Annotated in this window: 8 protein-coding genes; 5 read left to right on the top strand and 3 right to left on the bottom strand. The window is 62.2% G+C overall.

Annotated features, from left to right (window positions below; genetic code table 11):
• Positions 1-394: 394 nt before the first annotated feature.
• From ACY34H_RS09680 to ACY34H_RS09670, 3 genes are all read right to left on the bottom strand, one after another.
• Entirely contained in the window at positions 395-1,480 is a 1,086-nt protein-coding gene (locus ACY34H_RS09680; protein WP_464977277.1) for a porin, read from the bottom strand.
• Between the two features lie 131 nt (positions 1,481-1,611).
• A complete protein-coding gene (locus ACY34H_RS09675; protein ID WP_464977276.1) occupies positions 1,612-2,271 on the bottom strand; it encodes a class I SAM-dependent methyltransferase in 660 nt (219 codons plus the stop codon).
• Positions 2,268-3,209: a CysB family HTH-type transcriptional regulator gene (locus ACY34H_RS09670; RefSeq protein ID WP_464977275.1), complete on the bottom strand. Its 942-nt coding sequence runs from the start codon at positions 3,207-3,209 to the stop codon at positions 2,268-2,270. Before ACY34H_RS09670 ends, ACY34H_RS09675 begins: the two co-directional genes overlap by 4 nt.
• A 167-nt stretch (positions 3,210-3,376) precedes the next feature.
• Between ACY34H_RS09670 and ACY34H_RS09665 the strand changes: the two genes are divergently transcribed.
• Genes ACY34H_RS09665 through ACY34H_RS09645 form a run of 5 tightly spaced genes read left to right on the top strand, consistent with a single transcriptional unit; the run spans position 3,377 to position 8,659 of the window.
• Positions 3,377-5,068, top strand: coding sequence for a nitrite/sulfite reductase (locus ACY34H_RS09665; protein ID WP_464977274.1), 1,692 nt, complete (start codon positions 3,377-3,379; stop codon positions 5,066-5,068).
• Positions 5,061-5,615 (top strand): DUF934 domain-containing protein, encoded by a 555-nt coding sequence (locus ACY34H_RS09660; RefSeq protein ID WP_464977273.1) that lies wholly within the window; start codon positions 5,061-5,063, stop codon positions 5,613-5,615. The genes ACY34H_RS09665 and ACY34H_RS09660 overlap by 8 nt, the downstream gene beginning before the upstream one ends.
• A gap of 17 nt (positions 5,616-5,632) precedes the next feature.
• On the top strand, positions 5,633-6,349 hold the full coding sequence (locus ACY34H_RS09655; protein ID WP_464977272.1) for a phosphoadenylyl-sulfate reductase: 717 nt from the start codon (positions 5,633-5,635) through the stop codon (positions 6,347-6,349).
• A gap of 49 nt (positions 6,350-6,398) precedes the next feature.
• Positions 6,399-7,340: a sulfate adenylyltransferase subunit CysD gene (cysD, locus tag ACY34H_RS09650; protein WP_464977271.1), complete on the top strand. Its 942-nt coding sequence runs from the start codon at positions 6,399-6,401 to the stop codon at positions 7,338-7,340.
• Positions 7,340-8,659 carry a sulfate adenylyltransferase subunit 1 gene (locus ACY34H_RS09645; protein WP_464977270.1) on the top strand — a complete coding sequence of 440 codons (1,320 nt, stop codon included), beginning with the start codon at positions 7,340-7,342 and terminating at the stop codon, positions 8,657-8,659. The genes cysD and ACY34H_RS09645 overlap by 1 nt, the downstream gene beginning before the upstream one ends.
• The last annotated feature ends 52 nt before the right edge of the window (positions 8,660-8,711 follow it).

Here is an 8,711-nt window from a genome sequence, read left to right as displayed (position 1 = left end):
CCAACTACTATGACCTCTGCTGAGACCCTGCTACGGCAACGCCGCCGTCCTTTCAGACGTGAGGCAGGGCGTCCCCAGGTAAGGGCCGCACTCCTTCATCACACAACCGCCGCATCTACGCCGCTTCGCCTTGACCACAAGAGCTTCGCGGTCTTGGGCCCGCTCGCCCTGCTTGGCAGCGCCTTCTATGCGATTCGTGTTCCTCGGCTCATGATTTACGCTCCACGCTTCCTTCCCACGGTCGATTACTCTTCCGCAGTTGCGCTTCACTTCGCTCGCTGTGGTCAGCTCGCGGCGGGACTTTCACCCACAGGAGTGCGCCCATGCTGGGCGCACCCAAATAAAAACGCCCGGCTTGCACCGGGCGTCTCGCATTCACACGTCGGTCACGACATCAGAAGGTGTGACGGATACCCAGGTTGAAGCCGGTGTCGCCGCTGCCCGCTTCGTTGTTGTTGCCCACGGTGTAGCCGGCGCCGTTCTTGTTGTCGATCTTCGCGTATGCAACATAGGCGCTGGTGCGCTTCGACAGATCGTGCGAGTAGCCCACGGCCCACTGGCGCGCGTCCTGGTTGTTGGCGGTCTTGTCGTTCTTGTTCATCCACGAAGCGATGATCTTGCCGGAGCCGACCGGCACCTGCACGCCCAGCAGCGCATCGTCGGCTTCCAGCGAGGCGCGTGGCGCGACGGCGTAGCCGAACGCGTTGGCGACCGGGATCGGCGAGCTGTTCAGGCCTTTGTCGCGCTCGAACGCGGCGAACACCTTGACGACCTTGAAGTCGTAGTTGACTGCCAACAGCGTGTTCTTGCCGTTTTCGCGATCGGCGGCCGGGGTGGTGCCGGAAGCAACGGTGTCATTGTTACGATTGTTGTACACCAGGGCAGCGTTCAGTCCGCCCTGCGAGTAGTTGAAGCCGATCGAGAACAGGCGGCCAGCTTCGCTGTCGCCAGCCTGCTCGCCCAGTGCGTACATGCCTTCGACCGAGAAACCGGACCACTTCGGCGAGGCGTACACGATCGCGTTCGACACGCGGGTGTTCACGCCGCCGGCCGGGAACAGGTTCTTGGCGCTGCCTGCATAGCCGGCGCCGAACGGGTCGGCAACCTTCGACAGGGCGTTGTACAGCGGGTTGTACTGGCGGCCCAGGGTCAGCGTACCCAGCGTCTTGCTGGACAGGCCGACAAAGGCCTGGCGGTTGAACAGGGTGCCCGAGCTGTCGACCGTGCCATCGTCCAGCTTGTAGCCCGATTCCAGCGTGAAGATCGCGGACAGGCCATTGCCCAGGTCTTCGGTGCCGCGGAAGCCGATACGCGACTGGCTGCCGATGCCGCTCGTCACCTTGGTGACGTCGCCGTTTGCGCCGCCGGTCTCACGGACGATACCCGCATCCACGATACCGTAGATGGTGACGTTCGACTGGGCGGAGGCGGTGGCTGCGAAGCTGCCGGCGATGAGTACGGCCAGGGTAAGTTTTTTCACTTTGATGTTCTCTTGTTGAAGTTGGTCGGACTGTGAGACCGCTGGGGGTCTGACGCGGCGTATCATGCCTTCCAAATACTTCAACAATATGACATCACCAACTTGTTACCAAAACACAACAGCCATTGCGTTTACTTCAGGCGTGCCGTCAGCAGCCAGTAATATTGCCAGCGTTCGATGCGGATTTCCTTTACCGCCGCGGCCAGTTTCTTGCGCAGGTAGCTGTCGGTCGGGAAGTTCTTGACGATTTCAAGCCGCTCTCCCGACGCCAGCGTGCGGAACTGGTAGGTATTGCCTTCCTGGTCCGTGCGGGCAATGACGGTGCTGCTGCCATCGACGTAAACGTTATCGAGCAGCACCACCAGCACATCCTTGCCCAGCTTTGCACGCCATTGCGCCAGTAAGCGTTCCTGCTCTTCGCGTTTGACATGCGACCACCAGAAGCCTGCGAACACGGCCGTGTATTCGCCAAGCGCCGGCGGCAGGTCGAACGCATCCGCCTGGGCGAAGGTGACGTTACCGCCCTCGCCGTTGCCTGGCTGCCGCGCGCGCGCCAGCGCCAGGGCTTCCTCGTTGATGTCGATGGCGTGGACCGAAGCAGCACTGGCGCCGATCAGCCGCGTCCAGTAGCCGGTACCGCAGGCGATCTCCAGCACTTTGTGCCCGCGCAGCAGCGCCGGCACCTTTTCGCGCAGCAAGGCCAGGTCGGCCTGCCGCTCCGGTTTGTCATAGACGTTTTCGATGGCGGCCGCGTTCAGTGCGTAATACCGCTGCAATGTTTCGTGATTCATAATTCGTAGTTTTCCTGCTCGCCGCGCATTGCCTGCTCCACCAGCTTGCGGTTCAGGGTAGGCGCCAGCAGCTCGATGAACGTATAAATATAGGAGCGCAGATAAGCGCCCTGCTTCACCGCCACGCGCGAGACATTCATGCCGAACAGGTGGCCGACCGAAATCGCGCGCAGGTTACGGTCCCGCTCGGCATCAAACGCCATGCCGGCGATGATACCGATCCCCATGCCCAGTTCCACATAAGTCTTGATCACGTCGGCATCGATCGCCTCCAGCAGCACATCCGGCTTCAGGCCGCGCAGCGAGAAAGCATGGTCGATCTTGCTGCGGCCGGCAAATGCGCCGTCATAGGTGATGATCGGATAGGTAGCGATATCTTCCAGCGTGACCGACTTGCCTTTTAGCAAAGGATGTTCGGGCGGCACCACGACCACGTGTTCCCACTGGTAGCACGGCAGCGTGATCAGGTTGTCGACACCGGCAATCGATTCCGTGGCAATGGCCAGGTCGGCCTGGTCGCGCTGCACCATTTCGGCGATCTGGCGTGGATTGCCTTGCAAAAGAGACAAGCGCACTTTCGGAAACTTCACCATGAACGCCTGCACCACCTTCGGCAGCGTGTAGCGCGCCTGCGTATGGGTCGTGGCGATCGTGAAGCTGCCACTGTCCTGTGCCGCATATTCCTTGCCGATCCGCTTCAGGCTGTCGATTTCCTGCATGATCAGCTCGACGGACTCCAGGACCAGCCTGCCCGGCTCCGTTAACCCGCGGATCCGCTTGCCATGCCGGGTGAAGATATCCACCCCCAGTTCTTCCTCGAGCTCGATGATGGCCTTCGATACGCCCGGCTGCGATGTAAACAGCGCCTTGGCGGCATCGGTCAGGTTGTAGTTCTGGCGGACGGCTTCCCGTACGAAACGAAGTTGATGAAGATTCATGTAGTTCCTGGCGGTAAGTCCGCTATTTTACGCTGAAGCTTATACCGCCCACGCATATAAGCAAATAAAGACTAAGTCGTTTGGAATAAAGCGTGAGTTTATTACGATACTGCCTATCTTGGGGACAACCTGCCGGTATGCCCCTCGCCTGCGACTATAGGAACGCTATGTACCAATACGATCAATACGACCATCTCATCGTGCGGGAGCGCATTGCGCAGTACCGCGACCAAGTGCAGCGCCGGCTGTCCGGTGAGTTGACCGAAGAAGAATTCCTGCCGCTGCGCCTGCAGAACGGCCTGTACATGCAGCGCCATGCCTACATGCTGCGGATCGCGGTGCCGTACGGCCTGCTGTCGTCCGCGCAGATGCGCATGTTCGCCCATATCGCCCGCAAGTACGACCGCGGCTATGGCCACTTCACCACGCGCCAGAACATCCAGTTCAACTGGATCGAACTGGAACACACGCCGGACATCCTGGCCGATCTGGCGTCAGTCGAGATGCACGCCATCCAGACGTCCGGCAACTGCATCCGCAACGTGACGTCGGACGAATTCGCCGGCGTGGCCGCCGACGAGATCATCGATCCGCGCCCGTACGCGGAAGTGCTGCGCCAGTGGTCCACGTTCCACCCCGAGTTCATCGCCCTGCCCCGCAAGTTCAAGGTGGCGATCAACGGCGCCGTGGAAGACCGCGCCGCGATCGCGATCCACGACATCGGCCTGACGGTGGTGCACAACGAAGCCGGCGAGATCGGCTTCAAGGTGATGGTCGGCGGCGGCATGGGCCGCACCCCGATCATCGGTACCACGATCCGCGAATTCCTGCCGCGCGAGCACCTGCTGACCTACACGGAAGCGATCATGCGCGTGTATAACCAGTACGGCCGGCGCGACAACAAGTACAAGGCACGCATCAAGATCCTGCTGAAGGCCATCGGCGCCGAGGAATTCACGCGTCAGGTCGAAGAAGAATGGGCGGACCTGAAAGGTACCGAGGAAACGCTGACGCTGGAGGAAATGGAGCGCGTCATCGCCTACTTCCAGCCACATCCGTATGAAGCGCTGCCGGCCATCGACCCGCGTGCCGGCCACGAGGACAACAAGGCGTTCGCCAACTGGCTGAGCCGCAACGTCAAGGCCCACAAGCAGCCGGGCTACACCGCCGTGATCCTGTCGCTGAAGAAAACCGGCGTGCCGCCGGGCGACGCCACCGCGGAACAGATGGACTTCATGGCCGACCTGGCCGACCGCTACAGTTTCGGCGAACTGCGCGTGACGCACGAGCAGAACATCGTGCTGGCGGACGTGAAGCAGGCGCAGCTGTTCGACCTGTGGAAAGAGATCAAGGCGCATGGCCTGGCGACGCCGAACATCGGCCTGCTGACGGACATCATCTGCTGCCCGGGCGGCGACTTCTGCTCGCTGGCGAACGCGAAATCGATCCCGATCTCGGCAGCCATCGCGGAACGCTTCGACCACCTCGATTTCCTGCACGACATCGGCGACATCGAGCTGAACATCAGCGGCTGCATCAACGCCTGCGGCCACCACCACGTCGGCAGCATCGGCGTGCTGGGCGTCGACAAGGACGGCAGCGAATGGTATCAGGTGTCGATCGGCGGCGCGCAGGGTAACGCGGCGGCCATCGGCAAGATCATCGGCCCGTCGTTCTCCGCGCACCAGATGCCGGAGGTGATCGACCGCCTGCTGCAGGTGTACCTGCGCGAACGCACGCCGGACGAGAAATTCGTCGACACCGTGCAGCGCCTGGGAATCGCCCCGTTCAAGGAACATGTTTATGCCACGCCGATCAACGAACCGGGCCGCCTGGTAGGAGAAGACGAATATGCCTGATCAAAAAATCATCAAGGGTCAAGAGATCGTCAGCGACGACTGGACCGTTTTGCAGTTGGCAGAAGGCCAGGAAGCGGCCACGGTCGACGTTGCCGCCGGCAAGGTCATCGTGCCATTGAAGGTGTGGCAGGCGCAGAAGGAAGCGCTGGCCACCCGTTCGGAAATCGGCGTGTGGCTGCAGTCCGACGAACGGCCAGAAGAACTGAAGGGCGAACTGGACAAGTTCAGCGTAATCGCCGTGAACTTCCCCAAGTTCACCGACGGCCGCGGCTATTCCATCGCCTATAACCTGCGCATGCGCCTGGGTTACAAGGGCGAACTGCGCGCGATCGGCGACGTGCTGCGCGACCAGCTGTTCCAGATGAAGCGCACCGGCTTCGATGCTTACGCACCGCGCCCGGACCGCAGCATCGAAGATGCCCTGAAAGGCCTGACCGTGTTTTCGGAAACGTACCAGGCCTCGGTCGACGACAAGCTGCCGCTGTTCCGCCGCCATGCCCGCGTGGCAGGCGCGCGCGAGCACAACGACATCGGCTCCGGCATCTGAACACCCGAGGAACACACATGAGCAAGCTCGATTCTCTCGTTGCATCCACCAGGCAGACCCTGGAGCTGATCGCACGCGAGTACACGCCAGCCGTGTTTGCATCCAGCCTCGCCGCCGAGGACATGGTGCTGACCGACCTGATCCTGAAAGCGAAGCTGTCGATCGGCATCTTCTCGCTGGAGACGGGCCGCCTGCACAAGGAAACGCTGGCGATGCTGGACCGTGTGAAGGACCATTACGGCTACGAGATCGCGCTGTACCGCCCGCAGCAGGATGCGGTCGACCAGTACGTGGCGCAGAATGGCCTGAACGCGTTCTACGACAGCGTGGACATGCGCAAGGAATGCTGCCGCATCCGCAAGGTGGAACCGCTGGGCCGCGCACTGGCCGGCAACAAGGCCTGGATCACGGGCCAGCGCCGCGCGCAGTCGAACACGCGTACCACGCTGCAGGTACACGAGGACGATCCCGGGCACCTGATGGACAAGTTCAACCCCCTGGCCGACTGGTCCGAGGAAGACGTGTGGGAGTACCTGCGCGCCAACGACGTGCCGACCAACGCGCTGCACGACCAGGGCTTCCCGTCGATCGGCTGCGAACCGTGCACCCGCGCGATCCAGCCCGGCGAGGATGTCCGCGCCGGCCGCTGGTGGTGGGAAAATCCCGAATCGAAGGAATGCGGGCTGCACGTCGTCGACGGCAAGCTCATTCGAATCAAATCCGTGGCCGCTTGAATCAACACGCTTGCATCACTATCACGCAGGCCACAACAAGAGAAAACACATGAACGCACTGGCAGAAAATCAGATTACCGGGCTGGAGGACGTGAATTCGCGCCACCTGGACGCCCTCGAATCGGAAGCGATCCACATCCTGCGCGAAGTCGCGGCGGAATGCAGCAATCCCGCGCTGCTGTTCTCCGGCGGCAAAGATTCGGTTGTCCTGCTGCGCCTGGCCGAAAAGGCTTTCCGTCCCGGTAAATTCCCGTTCCCGCTGGTGCACGTGGATACCGGCCACAACTTCCCGGAAGTGATCGAGTTCCGCGACCGCCGCGTGGCCGAACTGGGCGAGCGCCTGATCGTCGGTTCCGTCGAAGAGTCGATCCGCAAGGGCACCGTGCGCCTGCGTAATCCGGCGACGGACTCGCGCAACGCCGCGCAAGCCGTGACCCTGCTGGAAACGATCGCCGAACACGGCTTCGACGCCTGCATCGGCGGCGCCCGCCGCGACGAAGAAAAGGCACGGGCCAAGGAGCGTATCTTCTCGTTCCGCGATGAATTCGGCCAGTGGGATCCGAAGGCGCAGCGCCCCGAACTGTGGGACCTGTATAACACCCGCGTGCATCCGGGCGAAAACATGCGCGTGTTCCCGATCTCGAACTGGACGGAACTGGACGTGTGGCAGTACATCGCCCGCGAAAAACTGGCGCTGCCGTCGATCTACTTCGCGCACGAACGCCAGGTCATTCCACGCAACGGCCTGCTCGTCCCGCTGACCGACATCACGCCGCCGCGCGAAGGCGAAACGGTGGAGACCCAGGTGGTGCGCTTCCGCACCGTGGGCGACATTTCGTGCACCTGCCCGGTCTCCTCGGATGCGGCGGACGTCGATGCGATCATCGCCGAGACGGCCGTCACCCAGGTCACCGAACGGGGTGCGACGCGGATGGACGACCAGACCTCCGAAGCCTCGATGGAAAAACGCAAGAAAGCCGGATACTTCTGATGAACGCCATGACCAAAGAACAAATCAGCCAATCGCCGGACGCGGCATCGTCCCTGCTACGCTTCATCACTGCCGGTTCCGTCGACGACGGCAAGAGCACGCTGATCGGCCGCCTGCTGTTCGACAGCAAGGGCATCTTCGCCGACCAGCTGGCCGCGGTGTCGCGCGCCAAGCACAAGCGCACCGTGGGCGACACGATCGACCTGTCGCTGCTGACGGATGGCCTGGAAGCGGAACGCGAACAGGGCATCACGATCGACGTGGCCTACCGCTACTTCGCCACGCCGAAGCGCAAGTTCATCATCGCCGACACGCCCGGCCACGAGCAGTACACCCGCAACATGGTCACCGGCGCATCGACCGCCGATGCGGTGATCATCCTGATCGACGTATCGAAAGTGAAGCTGCGCGAAGACGGCGGCGTGGACCTGCTGATCCAGACCAAACGCCACTCGACCATCGCGCACCTGCTGCAGATCGAGCACGTAGTGGTGGCCGTGAACAAGATGGACCTGGTGAACTACGACCAGGACGTGTACGACCGCATCGTCAAGGCTTACGGCGAATTCGCGCAGACGCTGGGCCTGAAGGACATCACGCCGATTCCGCTGTCCGCCCTGACCGGCGACAACGTGGTCGAAAAGAGCGCCAACATGGCGTGGTACCAGGGCCCGACCCTGATCGAGCTGCTCGAATCGCTGTCCGTGTATGACGAGTCCCATGCTTCGCCATTCCGCTTCCCGGTGCAGCTGGTGGCACGCCACAATGGCCATGAAGCCAACGACTTCCGCGGCTACATGGGCCGCATCGAAGCCGGCAAGGTGAGCGTCGGCGACAAGCTGGTGGTGCAGCCTTCCGGCCATACCGCCACGGTGAAGGAAATCGTCACGTTCGACGGCGCGCTGCAGTCGGCGACCGCCGGCCAGTCGGTGACGATCGTGCTGAACGAGTACGTCGACGTGTCACGCGGCGACGTGCTGGCATCCGCCGAACAGCCGGCCGCGCTGCTCAAGCAGGTGAACGCGGATGTGTGCTGGCTGTCCGAGGAACCGCTGGACCTGCGCCGCAAGTACTGGCTGAAGCACGGCACCAAGCAGACCGCCGCGAAGATCACGAAGATCGACTCGATCCTTGACATCAACACGCAGCAGCGTCACGATGCCGAGGCATTGAAGCTGAACGATGTGGCCCGCATCGGCCTGACCGTGCAGCAGCCACTGGCCGCCGATGCGTATGCCGATATCCGCGCCACCGGGGCCTTCATCCTGATCGATGAGGTCACGCACCAGACCGTGGCGGCCGGCATGATCAGGCTCTGATTCGCGGATCTGATTCGCGGCTTTGATTCGCGGCTTTGATTCGCGCCTCGGC

Source organism: Pseudoduganella sp. jia 9, assembly GCF_055502615.1.
Note: the sequence above shows the minus strand (reverse complement) of the source record. Positions and strands in the feature narration are given on the sequence as shown.